Below are 19696 nucleotides of genomic sequence, written 5' to 3' on the forward strand. Positions count from 1 at the left end.
ACCGGCGGCGAGCGCGTCGGCGAGCAGGCCGGCGGGCACCCCGAACGCCTCGGCGGTCGCGGTGTGCACGCCGTGGCAGTAGTCGCAGGCGTTCACCCCCGACACGTAGGCGGCGATCAGCTCCCGCTCGGCGGGCGTGAACGGCGACGGTCCGCGCATCACCAGCTCGTGGTAGTCGATCACCGGCCGGGAGTGCTCGGGAAAGCGCTGGAAGACCTGCATCAGGACGGCGTCGTCAGGCAGTGACCTCAGGTACGTCATCGGGATCCTCCAGATATCTGTCCACTTCGGACTGTCGAAGCCAGCAGGCGGCCAGGTAGGCCCGGCTGGCCGGACCGAGGCCGGTGAGCCCGGCGTCGTCGATCACGGCGCAGGCGCGCACCCAGGCCGCCCGCACCGCCGCCGTGTTGCCGGGCGTGCCGGTCAGCGCCGCCCGCACCGCATGCCACCGCCGGGTACCGGCGGCGAGCGCGGTGGACAGGTCGATCCCCGTTCCGACGCCGTGCCGGAGCCGGTCCACCAGCAGCGCCACACTGGTCGGATCGTCCGCCAGCGTGGCCAACCCGAGTCCGGCCAGCAGCCGTTGTCCGTCCAGACCAAGAAGTATCACGCCGACCTCAACCGCCGCTGGGTCGTCGACCGCCGGCAGGGTGAACCGCGAGTCGAACGGCTCGGTCACGGAAGTGTTGTCAGACAAGGGACCTGGCCGTCTCACGGGGTAGCGGGCCGCCGGACAGGCGGGCGGCGATGGTCGCGGCAACCCGGGCGGTGGCCACCCGGTGGCCGTCGATGTTGCGCGCCGCCGGGCCGAGCACCATGCCGGCGGCCGCGCCGACCGCGAAAACCCGGGACGTGTTGCGGTAGGCCAGGGTGCGCTCGTCCAGATCGGGCCAGCCGTCCCGCAGACCGGCCAGCCCGGCCGGCAACAGCCCGTCGCCGGTGGACACCGTGGTGCCCAGCGCGAGGGCGAGGTGGTCGCCCTCCACCCGGTGCTCGCCGGCGAGCAGCACGCTGACCGGGCCGCGCGGTTTGCCGGTGACCGCCGTGACCGCACGGCCGCGGTGCACGGTGAGCCGCCCGTCCGCCTCCGCGTCCTCCAGCAGCGGCCGGAACTCGAACATCACCGAGGCCCGGCGCTGGCGGCGCATCAGCGTGAGCCGGTCGGTCCAGGGCACGCCGTCGAACCGGGCCCGGCCCTCGGCCCGGAAGAACGAGGAGTTCACGTCCGCGCACTGGAACCGTTCGCGCGGCTCGCGCAGCACCCAGTGCACCCGCTGGCCGCCGTCCAGCGCGTTGGCGACCAGATGCGCGGCGCTGAGCCCGGCGCCGAGCACGATCAGCGACTCGGCGTCCGGCGGCACCGGCTCGTCCCAGTAGCCGACCCCGGCCGGCCGCCGGCTGCCCGGCCACCAGGACGACGGGGCCGGGCGGCGTTCCTCGCCGAGGCACAGCACCACGTAGCGCGCGGTCAGCGCGCCGGAGTCGGTGTGCACGGCCACCGTGTCACCGCCGGGCCGCACGGCGTGCACCGCCGCCTGATGGACCCGGTCGTCGATCCGGTGGATCGCGGTGACGTGCCGGCAGAACGCCTCGAACACGTCGACCGGCACCACCGACCGGTGCCCGGCCTGGGCCATCCGGATCTCCCGGCGTTCCACCCGGTTCAGCAGCGACCAGTGCAGCCGGGCGAAGTCCAGCAGTTCGCAGTCGCGGTAGCCCTCGACCCCGGGATGGTGCTCGTAGGGCGAGCGCAACACGTTCTGCCGCAACGTGTCCACCCGGTCGAAGAAGCGCCCGCCGGCCCGCCCGGTCCGGTCGAGCAGGATCACGTCGGACACGCCCAGGTGCCACAACGCTGAGGCGACGGCGATTCCGGCGAGCCCGGCGCCGACGATCGCGACCTCGGCCCGGTCCGGCACCGCCGGGACGGTGGCCGGCGGTCCGGGCAGCACCGGCCAGTCCCGGCCTCTCGGCGAGCGCAGCAGTCGAGGATCTGGAATGAACGTGGTCACGGCGGCGCTCGCGAGCCGCGGCTATCCGATGACCGTTACGGGAACGATCAGCTCCACCACCGGCCGCTGCGGCATTCCGTCCGCGATGAGCTGTTGCAGCTTCTCGGACGACGCCTCGGCCGTCTCGGTGGCGATCGGGCTGTAGCGGGCGTGGGCGTACATGGGCCGGCGGCTGCTCGACTCGATCTCGAACACCTTGAGCACCGCCTCGCCCGGCCGCACCTCGCCCTCGTAGAAGGTGAGCCGGCGCAGGTCCGGCGTCATGAAGGTCTTGGCGAACTGGCGGGACAGGATCATCGCGTCGCCGCCGTCCACGAAGTGCGTGTCCTCGTCGGTGGTGACCTGCATGGCGACCCAGGTCTGGTCGGTCAGGTTGGTCTCTGACTTGATCACCTGCCAGCGGCCGGCCTCGGGCAGGTTGATGCAGACCGACACGTCGTGGTCGATCGCGTCGATGGCGCCGGAGACCATCAGCACCCGGCGGCGCACGTCGGCGACCGCGGCCATCTGGATGTCCCGCGCTCGTACCCTGCCCGCAACGTCCAGGCCGGGCACATCCATTGCGGACATGCAACCTCCACGTGCTCAAACGACGAATTCGGCGGCCCCCCAGCAAACCCAGACTTGCACATCGGCTACCCAAGCTCAAGGGCCTGACCGGGAGTCACGCAAGATCAAGAGCAAGATCGAGGCCGGGTGCGGTCTCCAGTGGTCCGATGTACAGAATCCCGAAACTCCCGGCGTCCTCGTAACGGAACTTCAGCACCAGGTCCTCGCGCACCAGAACGAAGTGTTCCGAGGTGTTCATCGGGTCGACCAGAATGCCGTACCGGTGGTACACCGAGCCCTCGGTCACCGCGAACAGCGCCTTGTACAGCACGTTCTTCTGGGACTGCCGGGCCTCGGCGGCCCACTCGTCGAGTTGTTCCAGCCCGCCGCTCAACCGCATCCGCTGTTCCATCGTCACCACTCCGATCTATCAGTTTCTTGACGCAACTCAATGGTAGGCGAACCGAATTGCGTCAAGCAACTAACTCCCTTCTCCTATCGTGCGCACGTTTCCTTTGCCGGCCATGCGAAAACCCGCGGGGAATGCTCAATTTCGAGCATTCCCCGCGGGTCGAGTGGGTGCGGTCAGCGCGCGGTGACGTTCACCGGCAGACCACCGCCGAGCCGCAGCGAGAGCATCGGTTCCGGGGTGACCGTGTGGCCGGGCACCAGGGACAGCCGCAGTTCCTTGGCCAGCATGGCGATGACGAACGTGGCCTCCATCAGGCCCAGGTGGTTGCCGACGCAGAACCGCGGTCCGGCGCCGAACGGGATGAAGGCGTACCGGGGCCGGCCCGCGGTGGGCCGGTCCGGGTCGAACCGGTTCGGATCGAACCGGTCCGGGTCGGTCCAGAAGTCGGGATGCCGGTGCAGCGTGAACGGGCAGATCAGCACGTCCGACCCGGCCGGCACGTGGTAACCGCCCACCTCGTCGGCGCCCACCGCCTTGCGGGTCAGGATCCACACCGGCGGGAAGAGCCGCATGACCTCGTTGAGAACCATGGCGGTGTAACGGAACCTGGGCAGGTCCGCGTAGCTCGGCTCCCGGTCGCCGAGCACCTCGACGGCCTCGGCGTGCAGCGCGTCGGCGACCTCCGGGTGCCGGTCCACCAGGTACAGCGTCCACCCGATGGTGCTCGCCGTGGTCTCGTGCCCGGCGAGCAGCAGGGTGATCAACTCGTCGCGCATCCGCCGCTCGCCGACCCGGGGGTCGGTCTCCTCGGCGGTGGAGGCGATCAGCCGGGTGAGCACGTCGTCGGCGGCCGGCCGCGGATCGGCCAGCCGGCCGGCCACCAGCCGTTCGACGATCCGGGACAGGTCGGCCCGCGCGGTACGGAAGCGCCGCTGTTTGGCGTGCGGCAGCCAGGCCGGCACCAGGCCCATCGTCTCCATGTCGAACATGGCCTGGTCCTGGACATGCTCGAAGGAGTGGCCGATCGACTCGAACGCGCCGAGATCGGTGTCCAGCAGCGTGCGGCCGAGCACGCCCAGGGTGAGCCCGGTGACCTCCTCGAGCACGTCCACCGGGGCGCCGTCCTGCGCCGTGCGCAACCGGGCCACGAGCTTGGCCGCCTCCTCGACGATGACGTCGGCCTGCGCGGCGATCCGCTTGTGCTGGAACACCGGCTGGATCGTGCGGCGTTGCTTGCGCCACAGCTCGCCCTCACTGGTGAGCAGCCCGTCGCCGAGCGCCCGCTTCGACTCGATGTAGCCGATTCCCTTGTGGTAGTTGGCCGCGTTGTCGGCCAGCACATGCTTGGCGTGGTCGGGATGGTTGAAGATGTACAGCTTCTTCGGGCCGATCACCACCCGCACGGCGTCGCCGTACTCGGCGCGCGCCTGGCTCATCAGCGCGAGGCGGTCGTTCTTCAGCTCGCGCAGCAGGCGCAGCGTCGCCCGGCGGGGCGGGCCCGGCGGAACCCGGTGCGGCTCGGTCATATGACGACGATAACTCGGCGCCACGAAAGGTAAACCGTTCGCGGCGCAAGCCGGCACTACACAAGAAGTGCGCAGATCAGGCCAACCTCAAGGCACGGCGGGAGAAGACACCGGCGCGGGCGCTGCGGCACGCTGGCAGCTACGACGGTCAATGGGGCCCCTCGTTTTCCTCGCCCGCTGCCAGTGAGGAAGCCCCCGCCACGAGCACCGCCTTGGTCCCAGGGACGGTGTGAGTGGTCAAAGGTCGCGGCCGCCGGTTGGACGCCGCCAGCGTTCCGGCGGTCGCGACCGCACCTGTCGGGAAAGGAAGACTGGCTGAGCATGTCTGACTACTACGAGATCCGGCACACGGTCGGATTCGAGGAGACGAACTTCGTCGGCAACGTCTACTACGTGAACTACCTGCGCTGGCAGGGTGTGTGCCGGGAGACGTTCCTGCGGGAGAAGGCCCCCGACGTGCTCGAGGACGTGCGCGACGATCTGAAACTGTTCACCCTCAAGGCTGAGTGCGAGTTCTACTCGGAGATCACCGCCTTCGACAAGCTGTCCATCCGGATGCGGCTCGAAGAGCTCACCCAGACCCAGATTCAGTTTCGGTTCGACTACGTGAAGCTGCACGACGAGGGCGAGACCCTGGTGGCCCGGGGGGTTCAGCGGATCGCCTGCATGCGCGGCCCGAACACGCAGACCGTGCCGGCTCGGGTGCCGGCCGCGCTGCGTAACGCGCTCGCGCCGTACGCGCTCGGCGCGTCGGTGCGGGCCGCGCTCGCCAACGCGGCCTGACCACTCTCAGCCCGGCGCATCGGCTACGTCGTTCCGGTTGCGCCGCCGGCGAAACGGCAGCACCCGCGCCACCGGTGCGGGCGCGATCCGGGCGCAGATCCGGCGGGCGGCGGCCATACTGGCCCACGCGGTGAGCTCCACCAGATCACGGTCGGCGCGCCGGCCGCGGCGAAACTCCTCGACCACGGCCAGGTCCACCGCGTGCGGGGCCAGCGCGACAAGTAGCGCGAGCCGCCCGGCCGGCCGGTCCGCATCATCCAGAGCAGACATTCTGGCGTCGGCCCAGTCCGGCCCGATTCCGGTGGGGTCACCGTCCCATTGGGACAGTTCGCGGGTCACCAGGTCGCGTACCGGTGCGGGCACCGCGCGGGCCCCGGCCGCGTCGGTGGCGGCCGCCACCCGGGCCAGCGCCGCCGCGATGCCCGGATTTCCCTGCGCCCAGGCCAGATCGGCCGGCAGCGCGGCATCCGGCAGCAGACGCAGCGACGCGCCGGGCCGGTGTGGCCGGGCGGCGGCGGTCAGCAGATGCCCGCCGAGCAACCGCAGCGCCGCCGGCCCGGCCGCGGCCGTGATCCCGGCGGGCACTGCCGAGCGGGGCAGGAACAGCGTGGCGATCCGGTTGAGATAGTGCGCGGCGAGTACCGTGCCGAGCAGCTCGGGCGCCTGGTCGGCGGCGAACGGCGTGGTGCGCCAACCGGCTCCGGCGCTGCTGCGGGCCCACTCGGAGAGCACCCGCACCGAGTGGTCGGCGGCCACCGCCGCCGCGTCGTCCGACCCGGTGGCGTCCCGCCGTTCGTTGACCGCGTCCAGCGTGGTCAGGTGCAGGTCCACGCCGAACTGGCAGGCGTTCGCGATGGACACCGACGTGGCGACCGCCTCCTTGGTCGCGCGGTCCACCCTGCCGTCGGCGATCAGCGTCTCGCGCGTCAGAATCCATGCCGCCGCAAGCAGATCCGGGATCGGGGAGTGCACGGCGAGGGCGGGGCTGAGCACGCCGTAGTCGTGTTCGGCGTCCGTGTACACGGTGGCGACCAGATCGTGAGCCTGGGCCGGCGGGACCACGGTGATGTGCCGGACCTGTAACAGCGTCTTCTGGAACGCCTTGCGAATCAGTACGCCACCCATTGCCATCCCTAAGGTTTCATGATGCTACTGACTTAGGGTACGAGCTTGGGTCGGGCATGACCATGGTTCCGACTGAGCTGCGCACGATCGCGTATCCCCCGCATGGAGCGGCCGCGAGCGGCGGGCCAGATGCCGGCGCCGCCGCGGCCGGAGTCAGGATGCGGCCTGGGCGACCGCGGGCCGGACGTCCTGCAGTGCCATCAGCACAGGCGGGTCGAGCACATGCCGGGGACGCAGCCGGACGTCGGCGAGCCGGGCGGTGATGTGCGGCTCGATGTCGATGGGTCCGCTGGATCCGACGTGCGGCGGAACGTCGATGCCGCCGGTCCGCCGCGCCGCACGGTAGGCCAGCAGGTACCACCGGCCGGGCGGGACGTCGGCCAGCGCGTACGGTCCGGGTTCGGCCAGCACGGTGTGCCGAACCGCGGGCGCCTCCAGGATCCGGCCCGGAAACAACCCGACGAAGATCGGCCCGAACGGTTGGTCCGCCGGAGTCACGATGTGTCCCCGTACGGTCGTCCTGGTCTGCGGGACCGGCGGTTCGGCCGGTTGCGCGGGGGCGGTCATCCCACCGAGTTGCCGGTAGGTCGTGGGCGAAACCCCGACACTGCTGCGGAACCGTGAGCTGAACGTGCCGACGCTGTTGTATCCCACCTGATGGCTGATGTCGGCGACGGTGAGCGAGGTCGAGACCAGCAACCGCTTGGCCTCGGCCAGCCGTACCGCCGACAGGAACCGTCCGGGGGACAGCCCGGTGACCCGCTGGAACACCCGGGTGAAGTGGAACTTGCTGAACATCGCCGAACGCGCCAGGTCGTCGACGGTGAGCCGGTCGCCGAGATTCTGTCGCATGGTGTCGACAGCCCGCTCGACGGCTCGCAGCACGACTTCGTCCATGGTTCACCTCCCATGGTGCCTACGACGCGCGCGTGTCAAAACCGTCCCAGAAACGCGTACCGGCCGGGAGTGATCGCACCATGAACCGCCAAATGAATTACACCTCGGCAATTCATGAGTTTTTCATGAAATCACTGGTCCACAGTGGATTCCTTCGACGCCGGGCGGCGGATGCCGTTGTCGACGTGCCGGATGTTCTTGTGCGGGAACCGGCTGCCGGTGTACCGCTCGGCCGGGCTGCCCGGGGTGACGTAGACCGGCTCGACCTTGTCGCGCAACGGCGCGACGACCCGGTTCCGGAACCCGTTGCGGTCGTCCAGGTAGGGCCCGATGACGTCCTCGCCCGCCGGGCAGACCGCCATGCAGTACGCGGCCTTGTAGTTGGGTTTGTAGGCCAGGCTCTGCCACCAGGACAGTGCCTCGGTGTCGGTGACCCGGGACCGGAAGTCGGCCGCGTCCGCGCTGTCGGCCACGGTCTGCAGTAGATCGGTGAAGCCGGTCATGAACTCCCGGTAGTTGTGCGTGTAGCAGGCGCCCAGGTCGAACGAGCCGTCCTTGCCGATCGCCCCGACCGGGCAGGCGGACACGCACAGCTTGCATTCCAGGCAGGGATTGTAGGAAAGCGGCGTGTCCGGTTCGCTCACCCCGGCATCGGTGAGCACCACGCCGAGCAGCACGAAGTTGCCGAACCGGGGATGGATCACGTTGCGGTGGATGCCCATCGCGCCGAGCCCGGCGGCGACCGCGACGGTCTTGAGCTGGATCACCCAGGCCTGCCGGCCGAAGTGCTCCATCTCCTGCGGGAAGGTGGCCGGCGGGTTGAGCGCCCGGTGCCCGAGGTCGCGCAGGCCGGCGGCGATGCGCCGGGCGACCCGGTCGACGTCCTCGCCGGTCTGGTGGAACTCGGTGTTGGCGATGCTGCGCGCCGGGCTGCGCACGCTGTCCGGGTTCATCCGCAGCACGAAGGCCAGGTAGGTGCGGGCGCCGGGCAGCACCCAGCCGGCCCGCTCGCGGTCGGCGGCCACCGCCGGATCGTCCACGGAAACGAAACCGGCGTCGTCAGCGCCGGACCGGTGGCACAGCGCGCGCAGCGCGGCGGCGTCCAGCACCGGCTCGGCCGGCGCCGCCGCGCGCTCGCGCACCGCCCGGACCGTCGGGTGGCCATCCAGCCTGGTGTGTTTCATCGGCTCGCTCCGCTCGCGGGTTGGAATGTCCAACCCACTGTTTCAACTGCAGAGTTGGAAATCAAGACGGACTCTGCGACCATGGTGAGGTGCCCAACGCGCGTGCCTGCTCGATCGCGAACGCCCTGACGGTGATCGGCGAGCGGTGGAGCCTGCTGGCGTTGCGTGAGGTCTTCTTCGGGGTGCACCGGTTCGACCGGATCGCCGAGAACACCGGCGCCAGCCGGGACATCCTGGCCGCCCGGCTGCGCACCCTGGTGGCCGCCGGGGTGCTCGACCGGCGCCAGTACGAGCAGCACCCGCCGCGCTACGAGTACGTGCTCACCGAGGCCGGCCAGGCGCTGCACACCGTGCTGCTCACGCTGATGGACTGGGGCGACCGGCACGTCACCGACGGCCCGCCGCCCACCGTCTGGCGGCACGGCTGCGGCGCCACGCTCGCCCCCCGGACGGTGTGCGCGGCCTGCGGCGAGCCGGTGCGCACCGAAGACATGACCCTGGTGCGGACCCGGCGGCGAGCCGACAACTAGAGCTGTCTTGACAAAATAATTTGTCGGTGAGACCGTTGCGTCATGTTGGACGTAGCGGTGATCGCCGACCCGGCCGCGGCCGAGGTCTCCCTGGACCCGGTGCGGGCGCGGCTGCTGGCCGAACTGGCCGAGCCGCTGTCGGCGACCATGCTGGCCGCGCGGGTCGGCCTGCCCCGGCAGAAGGTCAACTACCACCTGCGCACGCTGGAGAAGCACGGCCTGGTCGAGCTGGTCGAAGAGCGCCGCAAGGGCAACGCCACCGAGCGCGTGCTGCGCGCGAGCGCCGCGTCCTACCTGATCTCGCCGGCCGCGCTGGCCGCGGTGGCGCCCGACCCGCGCAGCGCGCCGGACCGGCTGTCGGCCCGGTGGCTGCTCGCCCTGGCCGCGCGGACCGTCCGCGAGGTCGGCGACCTGCTCACCGGAGCGGCCAAGGCGCGCAAGCGGGTCGCCACGTTCGCCCTCGACGCCACCGTCCGGTTCGGCACGGCGGCCGACCGGGCCGCCTTCACCGAGGAACTGACCGGTGCGGTCACCGCGCTGGTCGCCCGCTACCACGACGAGACCGCCGCGGGCGGGCGCGAGCACCGCCTGATCCTCGCGGTTCATCCGAGTGTCACCACCGAATAGGAGAAAGAGAATGCCGCACCCGTTCGAGATCCGCGAGGAGATCACCGTCGACGCCACGCCTGAGCAGGTGTGGGCCGCGATCGCGACCGGTCCCGGGGTCGACTCCTGGTTCATGGGCCACAGCCAGTTCGAACCGAGGGAGGGCGGCCGGACCACGATGGAGATGCCGGGCTGGTCCGCCGAGTCCACCATCACCGCCTGGGAGCCGGGCCGGCACCTCGCCTACCGGGGCGACGAGAACCCGGACGGCACGTTCATGGCGTTCGAGTACCTGATCGAGGCCCGCTCCGGCGGCAGTACCTCGATCCGGTTCGTCCACAGTGGAGCCCTCGGCGACGACTGGGAGGACGAGTACGACGCGCTGACTCAGGGCGACCGGATGTACCTGGAGAAGCTGGGCGTCTACGTCACCCACTTCGCCGGCCGGTCCTCCACCTACAACCTGTTCCTGCTCGGTGAGTCCGGAGTGGACGGTGACCGGCTGTGGGCCGCCTACCGCACGGCGCTCGGGCTGGCCGAGACCGTCGTGGTCGGCGACAAGGCCCAGGTCGCCGTCGAGGGCATCGCGCCGGCCGACGGCGTCGTCGAGTTCGCCCGCCTGCCGCACTGGGTCGGTGTGCGCACCGAGGACGGCTTCTACTCGTTCATGTACGCCCAGCGCACCCCGGTGATCGAGTACTCCGCGTTCGACGCCGGCGTCGACGGCGCCCGGATCGAGCAGGCCTGGAAGTCCTGGCTCGCCACCGCGCTCGTCTGATCAGCTCAGCAGGTCGCGCACCCGCACGGCGGCGGCCAGCACGTCGGGGTCGGCGGAGCGGGCGTAGACCTCGGCGGCGGTGTCGGTGAACTTGATGACGTGCTCTTCGCCCGTCGCGGCGGCCCGGTCGAGCAGTTCGGCGACCGGGTCGTCCGCCGTCGGCGGTTCGGGCAGGACCTCGCGCGGCGCCCCGGCCACCGGCGCGTAGGTGGACAGGATCGCCGCGCTCGCCGACCAGGCCGCGGTCAGGCTGGCCGGCCACAGTTCGCGGGGCAGCGCCGGCAGGGAGTGCAGCACGGCGTTGGGCGCGGTGGCGGTGTGCACCAGCAGCACCGGGCTCGCGTGGCCGTGCGTCAGGTACTTCCGGGTGGCCGCGCCGACCAGGTCGGCCAGCCGGTCCCGGGCGTCGTCCGGATCGGCCGGCGCGCGCAACGCCGCCAGCGCTTCCGGGAAGCTCCGCAGCGAACCCAACTGTCCGAACCGGGACGCCAGCCCGCCCTGCTGGCTCGGGATGCGCGGCACCGACTCCAGCGCCTCGGCGGCGTCCAACCCGCCGTACGGCCCGATGGGCCCGGGGACCGGCAGCGACCGGGCCGCCCACCAGGCCAGGCCGTGCGCCAGCTCGGTGACCGCCACGGCATCAGCCGGGCTCTCGTCGCCGGCCAGCAGGGTGCGCAGCGCGTGGCTGACCCGGATCACCCCGTGCGTCGCGCCGGCCGCGATGCCCGGCAGCAGCCGGGGCCACCAGGTGGCCAGCACCTCGCGCCAGGGCCGCTCGCGCACCTGCGTGCCGAAGTAGACCACCCAGTCGCCGATCCGGCCGAAGTCGCTCAGGGCCTGCGGCCAGGTGGCGTCGGTGATCGGTTCGCGGGCCGCCGGCAGGTCGTCGAGCCGGCGGACGTAGGCGTCCAGCCAGGCCGGCACCTCCTCGGCGTGGCCGCGCCGCACCAGCACCTCCGCCGCCATCGGGCCGTGGTTCGACAGTTCGTCGCCCCACTCCGGCCCGGTCGAGTGCAGCCGCAGATAGGCCTCGTCCAGGATCGCGTTCACCCTTGCTCACCCCCAGCAGGTCGATGCGTTCGCCACCGAGCTTAGGCGCGCGCCGGTCAGTCCGGCAGCAACGGAACCTGCATCCCGGGATCACGGCCGAGCAGCACCGCCCGGGTGATCGCGGTCGAACCGAACCGGTCGTGCACCCGGTCCAGCACGCCGTCCAGCGCCGGGTTGGACTGATCGTCGAACGGCAGCGCGAGTTGGATGGCGCCGCTGGAGTCGAGGTTGCCGACCGTGATGCCGATCAGGGTCAGGCCGCGCTCGCGGATCACCGGCATCGCCGCCGCGACCAGGTACCGCACGGTGACCAGGACGGTCTCGGTGGCCGAGGTGGTCCAGGGCAGCGTGTGCGAGCGGGTGGCCCGGGAGAAGTCGTCGAACCGTAGCCGCAGCACCACCGTCCGGCCGGTCCGCCCGGCGGTGCGCATCCGCCGGGTGACCCGGTCGACCAGCGTGCACACCACCGCGTCGATGTCGGCCGCCGACTTCGCCGACCGGCCGAGCGCGCGCTGCGAGCCGATCGAGCCGCGCCGCCTGCCGACCACCACGGGCCGGGGGTCGCGGTTGTGCGCGAGCGCGTGCAGGTGCCGGCCGGTGGCCTTGCCGAGCATGGCCATCAGGGTCTTCTCGGTCAGCCGGGCGAGATCGCCGACCGTCATGACGCCGCGGTTGGTCAGCTTGGCCGCGGTCACCTCGCCGACCCCCCAGAGCCGGTCCACCGGCAGCGGATGCAGGAACGCCAGCTCCGCGTCCGGCGCCACCACCAGCAGGCCGTCCGGCTTGGCCACCCGGCTGGCCACCTTGGCCAGGAACTTGGTCCGGGCCACCCCGACCGAGATCGGCAGGCCGACCTGCTCCCGCACGTCCCTGCGCAGCCGTTCGGCGATCTCCGCCGGTGTGCCGGCGATCTTCCGCAACCCGCCGACCTGGAGGAACGCCTCGTCGATCGAGATCCCCTCGACCAGCGGCGTGGTGTTGCGGAACACCTCGAACACGTCCTTGCTGGCCTGCGCGTAGGCGGACATGCGCGGCGGCACCACGATCGCGTTCGGGCACAGCACCCGGGCCTGCCAGCCGCCCATCGCGGTGCGCACGCCGTGCGCCTTGGCCTCGTAGCTCGCCGCCAGCACCACCCCGCCGCCGACGATCACCGGCCGGCCGCGCAGCCGCGGATCGTCGCGCTGCTCCACCGAGGCATAGAACGAGTCGAGGTCCGCGTGCAGAATCGTCGCCTCGCCCGTCACGAACATATGTTCGCATACGGCACCGACAGGGCGGTATCGTCCGAGGTCAGGCCGGTGCGTCCAGAAAGGACTCGATCATCGGCGCCAACCACGCGGCGCGGTCGGACAGGCCGATGTGGTTGGTGCCGGGCAGCACCGCGAACTGCGACCTGGGCATGGCGACGAGGTCGCCGGGCACGCCGCCGCCGAACAGCCGGAACAGCTCCACCCCGGCCTCGGGCCGGACGATGTCGGAGTCGCCGAGCACGAGCAGGACGGGCGCGGTCACCGCGGCGACCTGCTCGGCCGGCCAGCCCTCGAACGACAGGTCGAGTTGCTGGACCTTCTTCAGCAGGGCCGGCCAGTGCGCCGGGTCCGGGGCGATCTCGGCGTACTCCCGCTCGAACGGCGAGCCGGCCAGGTCGGCGGGAGTGAGCTCGCCGATCCCCTCCACCAGACCCGGGTACATGCCGTCCGGGGTGTGCGTCACCGACAGCAGCACCAGCTTGCCGACCAGGTCCGGCCGGTCGATCGCGACCTGCAGCGCCACCCCGGCGCCGAGGCTGTAGCCGAAGATGTCGGCGTCGCCGATGCCGAGATGGTCGAGCAGCGCGGCCACGTCGGCGGCGAACTGCCGGTAGCTCAGCGGGCGGTCGACGTCGGCGGTGCGGCCGTGTGCCTGCAGTTCGACGCCGATCACCTGCCGGGTGCGGGCCAGCGCCGGCAGGATCGGGCCGAACGAGGTGCCGATGCCGGACAGGGCGCCGTGCAGCAGGACCAGGGGCCGGCCGGAACCGTGGATCTCGTAGTACATCTGCAGGTCGTTGACGGGGGCGTACATGCCGGACTCCGTTCTCGATCTTCATCGGCGACACTGCCAAGCCTGACCGGCGTGCCTTACCGCGCACTTCCCGTGCCCTTAAGGTGGCCGGCATGCGGTTCGGGGTACTGGGGCCGGTCGCGGTGTGGACCGCGGCCGGGCAGACGGTCGCGATCGCCGGACTGAAGGTTCGCGCGCTGCTCGCCGACCTGCTCATACACGACGGCCGGCCGGTGTCGAGCGACCGGTTGGTGGCCGATCTCTGGGGGGACCGCCCGCCGGCCAACGCCGCGGGCGCGTTGCAGGTGCGGGTCTCCCAGCTGCGCCGGGCGCTGGACGACGCCGAACCCGGGGCGCGGGACCTGGTGGTCTCCCGGTCGCCCGGCTACCTGATCGACACCGGCCCGGACGGTCTGGACAGCACGCGGTTCGCCGCGCTGGTCGCCCGCGCGCAGGGCAGCTCCGACCCACGGGTCCGGGCCGATCTGCTGGCCGAGGCATTGCGCCTGTGGCGTGGTCCCGCGTTCGCCGATTTCGGTGATGACGAGTTCACCCAGGCGGCGATCACCCGGCTGGAGGAGCAGCGGCTGGCCGTGCTGGAGCTGTCCGCCGAGGCCCGGCTGGAGCTCGGCGAGCACAGCCTGCTGGCCGCCGAGCTGGGCGACCTGGTGGCCCGGCACCCGTTGCGGGAACGGCTGCGGGCCGTGCAGCTGCGCGCGCTGTACCGGGCCGGCCGGGCGAGCGAGGCCCTGGACAGCTACGCCGACCTGCGCCGCCGGCTGGACGAGGAGCTGGGCCTGGACCCCGGTCCCGAACTGGCCGCGGTGCACCAGGCGATCCTGGAACAGGACCCGGAACTGGCCGCCCGCCCGGTGCGCGGACCGGACCCGGCGCCGGCCATCCGGCCCGGCCCGGCCACCAACCTCCCGGCGCCGCTCACCGGTCTGGTCGGGCGCGACGACGCCGTCACCGAGCTGCGGGCGTTGCTCGGGTCGGCCCGGTTGGTCACGCTCACCGGTCCGGGTGGCGTCGGCAAGACCCGGCTGGCTGAGGAGATCGCCACCCGGCTGGTGGAGGAGTTCGCCGACGGGGTGTGGCTGGTCGAGCTGGCCCCGCTCACCGACCCGGACCCGGGTGAGGTCAGCGAGGCGATCATGGCGGTGCTCGGCATCCGGCAGCCCGCCACCCTGGCCAACGCGTTGCGGGACCGGCGGTTGCTGCTCGTGCTGGACAACTGCGAGCGGATCGTCGAGCCGGTCGCCGCGGTGGTCGCGGCGCTGCTGCGGGCCGTGCCCGGCCTGCGCGTGCTGGCCACCAGCCAGGAACCGCTGGACGTGGCCGGCGAGTCGGTGTGGCCGGTGCCGGCGCTCGCCGCGGACAACGCCGCCGAGCTGTTCCGGGCCCGGGCCGGCCTGCCGGCCACCGCCGACCCGGTCGGCGTCGCGACGCTGTGCCGCCGGCTCGACGGCCTCCCGCTGGCCCTGGAGCTGGCGGCCACCCGGGTGCGCGCGCTGGGCGTGTCCGGGGTGCTGTCCCGGCTCGACGACCGGTTCCGGGTGCTCACCAAGGGCCGCCGGGACGCCCCGGCCCGCCAGCAGACGCTGCGCGCGGTGATCGACTGGAGCTGGGACCTGCTGACCGCCCCGGAGCGGACCCTGCTGCGCCGGCTCGCGATGCACGTCGACGGTGCCACACTGGCCGCCATCGAGGCGGTGGGCGGTGCGCCCGACGCGCTCGACCTGGTGGCCCGGCTGGTCGACCGCTCGCTCGTGGTGCTCGCCGACGGGCCGCGCTACCGCTTGCTCGAGTCGGTCGGCGCCTACTGCCTGGAACGCCTCGCCGAGGCCGGCGAGCTCGACGAGGTTCGCGACCGGCACCTCGAGTACTACGCCGGGCTGGCCGAGCAGGCCCGGCTGCGCGGGGCCGAGCAGCGCGAGTGGTTGGACCGGCTGGACGCCGAGTCCGGCAACCTGCGCGCCGCGCTCGACCACGCCATCCGGCACGGCTCCGCCGGCGCCGCGCTGCGCCTGGTGAACTCCCTTGCCTGGTACTGGTTTCTGCGCGGCCGGCTCACCGAGGCGCGCCGCGCGCTGGGCGCGGTGCTGGACCTGCCGGGCGGTGCGCGGCCCGCGCGGGCGGCGGCCACCGCCTGGCACATCGGATTCTCGCTGCTGCACGGAGATGGCGGCGACTGGACGGCGCGGGCGGACGCGGCGCTTGCCCTGTTCGACGGCACCGGCAGGGACGGCGAACGCGCGCTCGCCGAATGGTTCCTGGTGCACGCCGGCGTCGACCAGGGCAGGCCGGACGTCGCCGAGCAACGGCTGGTCCGGGCGCTGTCGACCTTCCGGTCCCTCGGCGACCGCTGGGGCGTTGCCGCGGCGCTCGCCAGCCGGGCCAGGCTCGCGCACGTACGCGGCGAGCCGGCCGGCGTCGGCCGCTACGCACAGGAGAGCAGCGACCTGTTCCGCGCGCTCGGCGACCGGTGGGGCGTGCTGGCCGCCACCGAGTGGCTGGCCGGGCTCGCCGAGATGACCGGCGACTACGAGCGGGCCGGCCGGCTGCTCCGGGAAGGGTTGGAGCTGGCCGAGGAGCTCGGGCTGTGGCCGGAGGTGTGCGGCCGGCTGTCCTGGCTGGGCTGGATCGCGCTGCAGGCCGGCGACCACGCCCAGGCCCGGGAATGGTCCGGACGGGCGTTGCGCCTTGCGCACGAGCAGGACCACCCGCCCGGCAGGATTCTCGCCGGGCTGGTCCTCGGCTTCGCCGCGCGCCGGGCCGGCGAGCTCGACGTCGCCGAGACCCACCTGACCGACCTGCTCGGGCTGGCCAGGGCGCAGGACGGGCACACCGTGCACGAGCCGATGGTGCTGACCGAGCTGGGCTTCATCGCCGAGCTGCGCGGCCAACCGCACACCGCGATCGCCCTGCACACGCAGGCGTTCGAGATCGGACGCAAGCTCACCGCGGCCCGCGACGTCGTCGGCGCGCTGGAGGGGCTGGCCGGCGCGACGGCGGCGGCCGGCGGCCACCGGCTGGCCGCCGAGCTGCTCGGCGCCGCGGCGGCCGCCCGGCGTTCCGGAGACCTGCCGGCGGGTCCGGCCGAGCGCGGCGACATCGACCGGATCACCGCCACGGTGCGCGCGGAGCTCGGCGAGCACGACTTCGCCGCCGCGGTCGGCCGCGGCGGCGAAGCCGACCCCCAGATCCTGGTCAGCTCGGCTCCGCGGGACCGAAGCTGAGGATGATCACGCCGGACTTGAGCGTGGTCGCGTTGTTCAGCCGCAGCGGGATCTGCGTGCCGTCGCGGAACAGCAGCTTGTCCACCTCGACCGCGCCGGCCAGCACCGGGTAGATCCACACCTGCAGCTCGTCCAGCAGGCCGGCCTTGAGCAGTTGGTGTGCCACGCCGCCGAAACCGAACATGACGATGTCCCCGCCCGGCGCCTGCTTGATCCTGGTGACCTCCGCCTCCAGGTCATCCGGCCGGACCACCGTGGTGTTGTTCCACTCCGCCGTGTCCAGAGTGGACGAGACGACGTACTTGGGCACCGTGTTCATGTGGGTGGCGAACTCGCCCTCGGCTTCCAGCATCTCCGGCCGGGTCCAGGCGGCCGAGAACCCCTCGTAGGTCTTGCGGCCCATCAGCAGCGTGTCGAAGGTCAGGGCGCCGGCGTGCTCGTTCCACTCGTCGGTCCAGTACGGCGCGGTGAAGGCGCCGGGGTTGTCGATGACGCCGTCCAGCGACATGTCGGTCTTGGCGATCAGCTTGCGCATCGCGGGGGTCCTTTCCGGGTCCGGCCTTGTTGGTGATCAGCCTTCCAAGTCGGACTTACGGAGTTCTTCTGGCCCCCTTCCCAGCCCCGTAGGCCGTTCGGTGGCTGACCGAAGGTGATCATTCCCGTACCTTCGGTGACGCCGCCCGGGCGATTCCTCCCGTACCGGGCGTTCCCTGCGCATTTCGGAGGTATCCCATGCCGCGTACCCGACGGCGTCTACTCGGTGGCGCCGTGCTCAGCGCGATCCTGCTCAGCACGGTCACCGCCCCGGCGGCCGCCGATCCGGCCGCCGAGACCAACGCCTACCTCGTCACCCTCACCGCGACCCTGACCGACCCGCAGCGCGCCGCGCTGGCCGGGCTCGGCGCCCGGGTCGGTGGCTACCTGCCCGACCTCACCTACGTGGTGCGGATGACCGGCAGCACCAAACAGTCCGTGGAACGGCTCGGCTTCGTGCGCTCGGTGGCCGGCTACCGGGCGGCGGACAAACTCGACGCCGAGGCGCGGCTGACCGCGTTCGCCGGCACCGCCCAGTACCTGATCACGCTCCTGGACCGGGACCCGGCCGAGGCGCGCGCGGTGGCCAGGCAGATCCGCCGGCTCGGCGGCCAGCTGGACCTGGTCTCGGAGAGCGGCCGGCATCTGCTGGCGACGCTGGACCCGGCCCGGCTGGACGCGGTCGCCGCCCTGCCGGCGGTGCTCGCGGTGGGTCCGATGTCCGCGCCGCAGACCGACATGAACATCTCCCGGGAGGCCAGCGGGGCGAACTACGTGGAGAGCGTCGGCGGCTACCGGGGCCAGGGGGTGCGCGCCGAGGTGATGGACCTCGGGCTGCGCACCACGCACCAGGAGTTCCAGGCCCGGCCGGTGCTGCTGCACGGTCCGAACTCGACCAACACCAGCCACGGCACGTCCACCTATGGCGAGATCTTCGCCTCCGGGGTGAGTGCGACGCGCCGCGGCGTGCTGCCGGAGGCGCAGGGCATCTTCGCCACCAGCAGCCGGCCGGACCGCTACGCGCACACCCGGGAACTGGTCAGTCCCACCGGTCCGTACCGCGCGGTGTTCCAGAGCAACAGTTGGGGCTCCAACCTCACCACCGCCTACACGTCGATCTCGGCGGCCATGGACACCATCGTGTTCGACCTGGACATCCTGATCTGCCAGTCGCAGAGCAACGCCGGCACGCGCAGTTCGCGTCCGCAGGCGTGGGCCAAGAACGTGCTCTCGGTCGGCGGTCAGTTCCACCGCAACACGCTGAGCCGCACCGATGACGCCTGGAGCGGCGGGGCCAGCATCGGCCCGGCGGCGGACGGCCGGATCAAACCGGACCTGTCCAACTACTACGACGCCATCGACACCACGTCGTCCACCAGCAACACCTCGTACACCACCTCGTTCGGCGGCACCAGCGGCGCGACCCCGATCACCTGTGGCAACGCCGGGCTGCTGTTCCAGATGTGGGCGGACGGCGTGTTCGACGGCGGGCCGGGCAAGGCGCGGGACGTGTTCGCCAGCCGCCCGCACGCCGCCACCGCGAAGGCCCTAATGATCAACTCCGCGACGCAGTACCCGTTCACCGGGACCGCGCACGACATGACCCGCACCCACCAGGGCTGGGGCACGGTCAGCGTGCGCACGCTCTACGACCTGGCCCAGGCCGGCGGCTGGCGGCTTCCGGTCCTGGTGAACGAGACCGACCTGCTGACCACGGGCCAGACCAGGCGGTACACGGTGACCGCGAACGGCTCCCGGCCGCTCAAGGCCACCATGGTCTACACCGACCCGCCCGGCTCGCCGACCGCGGCGGTCGCCAGGGTCAACGACCTCACACTGCGGGTCACCGCGCCGAACGGAACCGTCTACTTCGGAAACAACGGCCTGAACGCCGGCGTCTGGTCCACCGCGGGCGGCACCGCCAACACGGTTGACACCGTGGAGAACGTCTTCGTCCAGACCCCGGCCGCCGGTACCTGGACCATCGACGTGCTCGGCACCCAGATCAACACCGACGGCCACGTCGAAACCGCCGCCACCGACGCCGACTTCGCCCTGGTCGTCTCCTAACGGTTGAGCGGAGGCCCCGGCGGGCCCCCAGACCGCCGGGGCCGCACTGGGACGGGAAGTCGAGCCGCGACCGGCTGTGGAGCTGAGAGCGCCCGTCAGCCCAGGCCCTGCTCGGCGCGCCACCGCTCGTACTCGGGCCGGGCCTCGTCCGACAGCGGGTAGTACAGCCGCAGGTCGCCGCCCTCGGCCAGCCGGACCCGGGAGAACTCCTCCCATTCCGCGTGCTCCTGAGCAACAGCCAGCAGGGTGGGTGCAAGCTTGATCGGCACCACGACCGCCCCGTCGTCGTCGGCGACGACGATGTCGCCCGGCTCGACGAGCGTGCCACCGCACGCCACCGGCACGTTGACGGCGG

The 19696-nt window shown here is 72.0% G+C and carries 19 protein-coding genes and 1 pseudogene; 6 read left to right on the top strand and 14 right to left on the bottom strand.

Annotated features, from left to right (window positions below; genetic code table 11):
• The 6 genes from VFO68_RS07025 to VFO68_RS07050 all read right to left on the bottom strand — a co-directional run.
• The coding region (locus tag VFO68_RS07025; RefSeq protein ID WP_325157350.1) for a carboxymuconolactone decarboxylase family protein at window positions 1-261 on the bottom strand (261 nt) is incomplete at its 3' end.
• A complete protein-coding gene (locus VFO68_RS07030; protein ID WP_325157351.1) occupies window positions 236-679 on the bottom strand; it encodes a DUF6187 family protein in 444 nt (147 codons plus the stop codon). The genes VFO68_RS07030 and VFO68_RS07025, both read right to left, overlap by 26 nt.
• 10 nt (window positions 680-689) lie before the next feature.
• Window positions 690-2012: an FAD/NAD(P)-binding protein gene (locus tag VFO68_RS07035; RefSeq protein ID WP_325157352.1), complete on the bottom strand. Its 1323-nt coding sequence runs from the start codon at window positions 2010-2012 to the stop codon at window positions 690-692.
• A 21-nt stretch (window positions 2013-2033) separates the two neighbouring features.
• The gene (locus tag VFO68_RS07040; RefSeq protein ID WP_325157368.1) at window positions 2034-2519 is read right to left on the bottom strand and encodes a DUF6423 family protein; all 486 of its coding nucleotides are present in this window, start codon (window positions 2517-2519) and stop codon (window positions 2034-2036) included.
• A 157-nt stretch (window positions 2520-2676) separates the two neighbouring features.
• On the bottom strand, window positions 2677-2973 hold the full coding sequence (locus VFO68_RS07045; protein ID WP_325157353.1) for a DUF6235 family protein: 297 nt from the start codon (window positions 2971-2973) through the stop codon (window positions 2677-2679).
• A 173-nt stretch (window positions 2974-3146) separates the two neighbouring features.
• Window positions 3147-4499, bottom strand: coding sequence for a cytochrome P450 (locus VFO68_RS07050; protein ID WP_325157354.1), 1353 nt, complete (start codon window positions 4497-4499; stop codon window positions 3147-3149).
• Between the two features lie 321 nt (window positions 4500-4820).
• Here VFO68_RS07050 and VFO68_RS07055 point away from each other — a divergent pair, with 321 nt between their 5' ends.
• Entirely contained in the window at window positions 4821-5282 is a 462-nt protein-coding gene (locus VFO68_RS07055) for an acyl-CoA thioesterase (RefSeq protein ID WP_325157355.1), read from the top strand.
• Between the two features lie 6 nt (window positions 5283-5288).
• On the opposite strand, the gene VFO68_RS07060 is transcribed toward VFO68_RS07055, so the two are convergent.
• From VFO68_RS07060 to VFO68_RS07070, 3 genes are all read right to left on the bottom strand, one after another.
• Window positions 5289-6407: a carboxymuconolactone decarboxylase family protein gene (locus VFO68_RS07060; protein WP_325157356.1), complete on the bottom strand. Its 1119-nt coding sequence runs from the start codon at window positions 6405-6407 to the stop codon at window positions 5289-5291.
• 153 nt (window positions 6408-6560) lie between these two features.
• Window positions 6561-7304 carry an AraC family transcriptional regulator gene (locus VFO68_RS07065; RefSeq protein WP_325157357.1) on the bottom strand — a complete coding sequence of 248 codons (744 nt, stop codon included), beginning with the start codon at window positions 7302-7304 and terminating at the stop codon, window positions 6561-6563.
• Window positions 7305-7435: 131 nt separating this feature from the next.
• A complete protein-coding gene (locus tag VFO68_RS07070; RefSeq protein ID WP_325157358.1) occupies window positions 7436-8488 on the bottom strand; it encodes a 4Fe-4S binding protein in 1053 nt (350 codons plus the stop codon).
• Window positions 8489-8577: 89 nt separating this feature from the next.
• On the opposite strand from VFO68_RS07070, the gene VFO68_RS07075 reads away from it, so the two are divergent.
• Genes VFO68_RS07075 through VFO68_RS07085 form a run of 3 tightly spaced genes read left to right on the top strand, consistent with a single transcriptional unit; the run spans window position 8578 to window position 10402 of the window.
• Window positions 8578-9018, top strand: coding sequence for a helix-turn-helix domain-containing protein (locus tag VFO68_RS07075; RefSeq protein ID WP_325157359.1), 441 nt, complete (start codon window positions 8578-8580; stop codon window positions 9016-9018).
• 42 nt (window positions 9019-9060) lie between these two features.
• Entirely contained in the window at window positions 9061-9645 is a 585-nt protein-coding gene (locus VFO68_RS07080; protein ID WP_325157360.1) for an ArsR/SmtB family transcription factor, read from the top strand.
• A gap of 10 nt (window positions 9646-9655) precedes the next feature.
• Window positions 9656-10402 carry an SRPBCC domain-containing protein gene (locus VFO68_RS07085; protein ID WP_325157361.1) on the top strand — a complete coding sequence of 249 codons (747 nt, stop codon included), beginning with the start codon at window positions 9656-9658 and terminating at the stop codon, window positions 10400-10402.
• On the opposite strand, the gene VFO68_RS07090 is transcribed toward VFO68_RS07085, so the two are convergent.
• The 3 genes from VFO68_RS07090 to VFO68_RS07100 are packed head-to-tail and all read right to left on the bottom strand — an operon-like array spanning window position 10403 to window position 13519.
• On the bottom strand, window positions 10403-11452 hold the full coding sequence (locus tag VFO68_RS07090) for a hypothetical protein (RefSeq protein ID WP_325157362.1): 1050 nt from the start codon (window positions 11450-11452) through the stop codon (window positions 10403-10405).
• 56 nt (window positions 11453-11508) lie between these two features.
• Window positions 11509-12705, bottom strand: coding sequence for a DNA polymerase IV (dinB, locus tag VFO68_RS07095; protein ID WP_325157363.1), 1197 nt, complete (start codon window positions 12703-12705; stop codon window positions 11509-11511).
• A 40-nt stretch (window positions 12706-12745) separates the two neighbouring features.
• Window positions 12746-13519, bottom strand: a complete 774-nt coding sequence (locus VFO68_RS07100; RefSeq protein ID WP_325157364.1) for an alpha/beta hydrolase — start codon at window positions 13517-13519, stop codon at window positions 12746-12748.
• Between the two features lie 92 nt (window positions 13520-13611).
• Here VFO68_RS07100 and VFO68_RS07105 point away from each other — a divergent pair, with 92 nt between their 5' ends.
• Entirely contained in the window at window positions 13612-16737 is a 3126-nt protein-coding gene (locus VFO68_RS07105) for a BTAD domain-containing putative transcriptional regulator (protein WP_325157365.1), read from the top strand.
• Here the strand turns inward: VFO68_RS07105 and VFO68_RS07110 are convergent.
• Window positions 16709-17272, bottom strand: coding sequence for a dihydrofolate reductase family protein (locus VFO68_RS07110; RefSeq protein ID WP_325157366.1), 564 nt, complete (start codon window positions 17270-17272; stop codon window positions 16709-16711). The genes VFO68_RS07105 and VFO68_RS07110 overlap by 29 nt on opposite strands.
• A 197-nt stretch (window positions 17273-17469) precedes the next feature.
• Here VFO68_RS07110 and VFO68_RS07115 point away from each other — a divergent pair, with 197 nt between their 5' ends.
• Window positions 17470-19341 carry a S8 family serine peptidase gene (locus tag VFO68_RS07115; protein ID WP_325157367.1) on the top strand — a complete coding sequence of 624 codons (1872 nt, stop codon included), beginning with the start codon at window positions 17470-17472 and terminating at the stop codon, window positions 19339-19341.
• Between the two features lie 95 nt (window positions 19342-19436).
• Here the strand turns inward: VFO68_RS07115 and VFO68_RS07120 are convergent.
• Window positions 19437-19696: pseudogene (locus VFO68_RS07120) on the bottom strand (ribonuclease activity regulator RraA); the annotation flags it as partial.

The organism is Actinophytocola sp. (genome assembly GCF_035712165.1).
Classification (GTDB): domain Bacteria; phylum Actinomycetota; class Actinomycetes; order Mycobacteriales; family Pseudonocardiaceae; genus DASYTH01.

Coding starts and splice junctions, on each gene's coding strand:
- VFO68_RS07040 (WP_325157368.1), bottom strand. CDS start 2,519: ATGGCCGCGGTCGCCGACGTGCGCCGCCGGGTGCTGATGGTCTCCGGC.
- VFO68_RS07045 (WP_325157353.1), bottom strand. CDS start 2,973: ATGGAACAGCGGATGCGGTTGAGCGGCGGGCTGGAACAACTCGACGAG.
- VFO68_RS07050 (WP_325157354.1), bottom strand. CDS start 4,499: ATGACCGAGCCGCACCGGGTTCCGCCGGGCCCGCCCCGCCGGGCGACG.
- VFO68_RS07055 (WP_325157355.1), top strand. CDS start 4,821: ATGTCTGACTACTACGAGATCCGGCACACGGTCGGATTCGAGGAGACG.
- VFO68_RS07060 (WP_325157356.1), bottom strand. CDS start 6,407: ATGGGTGGCGTACTGATTCGCAAGGCGTTCCAGAAGACGCTGTTACAG.
- VFO68_RS07065 (WP_325157357.1), bottom strand. CDS start 7,304: ATGGACGAAGTCGTGCTGCGAGCCGTCGAGCGGGCTGTCGACACCATG.
- VFO68_RS07070 (WP_325157358.1), bottom strand. CDS start 8,488: ATGAAACACACCAGGCTGGATGGCCACCCGACGGTCCGGGCGGTGCGC.
- VFO68_RS07080 (WP_325157360.1), top strand. CDS start 9,061: ATGTTGGACGTAGCGGTGATCGCCGACCCGGCCGCGGCCGAGGTCTCC.
- VFO68_RS07085 (WP_325157361.1), top strand. CDS start 9,656: ATGCCGCACCCGTTCGAGATCCGCGAGGAGATCACCGTCGACGCCACG.
- dinB (WP_325157363.1), bottom strand. CDS start 12,705: ATGTTCGTGACGGGCGAGGCGACGATTCTGCACGCGGACCTCGACTCG.
- VFO68_RS07100 (WP_325157364.1), bottom strand. CDS start 13,519: ATGTACGCCCCCGTCAACGACCTGCAGATGTACTACGAGATCCACGGT.
- VFO68_RS07105 (WP_325157365.1), top strand. CDS start 13,612: ATGCGGTTCGGGGTACTGGGGCCGGTCGCGGTGTGGACCGCGGCCGGG.
- VFO68_RS07110 (WP_325157366.1), bottom strand. CDS start 17,272: ATGCGCAAGCTGATCGCCAAGACCGACATGTCGCTGGACGGCGTCATC.
- VFO68_RS07115 (WP_325157367.1), top strand. CDS start 17,470: ATGCCGCGTACCCGACGGCGTCTACTCGGTGGCGCCGTGCTCAGCGCG.